At 51.7% G+C, this 1,664-nt stretch carries 1 rRNA gene; it reads right to left on the bottom strand.

The features are described 5' to 3' along the window. Positions 1-75: 75 nt before the first annotated feature. Positions 76-1,625, bottom strand: a 16S ribosomal RNA gene (locus KTHG_RS20905). Positions 1,626-1,664: the final 39 nt, after the last annotated feature.

The raw sequence follows: 1,664 nt of genomic DNA, 5'->3' as shown, positions 1-1,664 counted from the left end.
ATTAATAAACCTTCAAAACTGAACAGCAAGTGTAATCGTAGATGACCAAGTCATCTATTCCGTAATAATCCTTAGAAAGGAGGTGATCCAGCCGCACCTTCCGATACGGCTACCTTGTTACGACTTCACCCCAATCATCTATCCCACCTTAGACGGCTGGCTCCATAAATGGTTACCCCACCGGCTTCGGGTGTTACAAACTCTCGTGGTGTGACGGGCGGTGTGTACAAGGCCCGGGAACGTATTCACCGCGGCATGCTGATCCGCGATTACTAGCGATTCCGGCTTCATGTAGTCGAGTTGCAGACTACAATCCGAACTGAGAACGGTTTTATGAGATTGGCTAACCCTCGCGGGCTTGCAGCTCTTTGTACCGTCCATTGTAGCACGTGTGTAGCCCAGGTCATAAGGGGCATGATGATTTGACGTCATCCCCACCTTCCTCCGGTTTGTCACCGGCAGTCTCCTTAGAGTGCCCAACTAAATGATGGCAACTAAGAATAAGGGTTGCGCTCGTTGCGGGACTTAACCCAACATCTCACGACACGAGCTGACGACAACCATGCACCACCTGTCACCAATGTCCCCGAAGGGAAAATCTTATCTCTAAGACGGTCATTGGGATGTCAAGACCTGGTAAGGTTCTTCGCGTTGCTTCGAATTAAACCACATGCTCCACCGCTTGTGCGGGCCCCCGTCAATTCCTTTGAGTTTCAACCTTGCGGTCGTACTCCCCAGGCGGAGTGCTTAATGCGTTAGCTGCAGCACTAAGGGGCGGAAACCCCCTAACACTTAGCACTCATCGTTTACGGCGTGGACTACCAGGGTATCTAATCCTGTTTGCTCCCCACGCTTTCGCGCCTCAGTGTCAGTTACAGACCAGACAGTCGCCTTCGCCACTGGTGTTCCTCCAAATCTCTACGCATTTCACCGCTACACTTGGAATTCCACTATCCTCTTCTGCACTCAAGTCTCCCAGTTTCCAATGACCCTCCACGGTTGAGCCGTGGGCTTTCACATCAGACTTAAGAAACCACCTGCGCGCGCTTTACGCCCAATAAATCCGGACAACGCTTGCCACCTACGTATTACCGCGGCTGCTGGCACGTAGTTAGCCGTGGCTTTCTAATAAGGTACCGTCAAGGTGCGTTCATTACCTAACGCACTTGTTCTTCCCTTACAACAGAGTTTTACGATCCGAAAACCTTCATCACTCACGCGGCGTTGCTCCATCAGACTTTCGTCCATTGTGGAAGATTCCCTACTGCTGCCTCCCGTAGGAGTTTGGGCCGTGTCTCAGTCCCAATGTGGCCGATCACCCTCTCAGGTCGGCTATGCATCGTTGCCTTGGTAGGCCGTTACCCCACCAACTAGCTAATGCACCGCGGGCCCATCCTGTAGTGACGCCGAAGCGCCTTTTAGCTTAAAGCCATGAGGCTAAAAGAATTATCCGGTATTAGCTCCGGTTTCCCGAAGTTATCCCAGTCTACAGGGCAGGTTGCCCACGTGTTACTCACCCGTCCGCCGCTAAATCAGAGAAGCAAGCTTCTCGTCATTCGCTCGACTTGCATGTATTAGGCACGCCGCCAGCGTTCGTCCTGAGCCAGGATCAAACTCTCCATAAAAAGTGTTTGAAAGCTCATTTGCTTTGCTAGCGTTATCTT

The organism is Kurthia sp. Dielmo, assembly GCF_000307285.2.
Classification (GTDB): Bacteria; Bacillota; Bacilli; order Bacillales_A; family Planococcaceae; genus Kurthia; species Kurthia populi.
The sequence above is the reverse complement of the archived record's forward strand: the minus strand, read 5'-3'. Positions and strand labels throughout refer to the sequence as shown.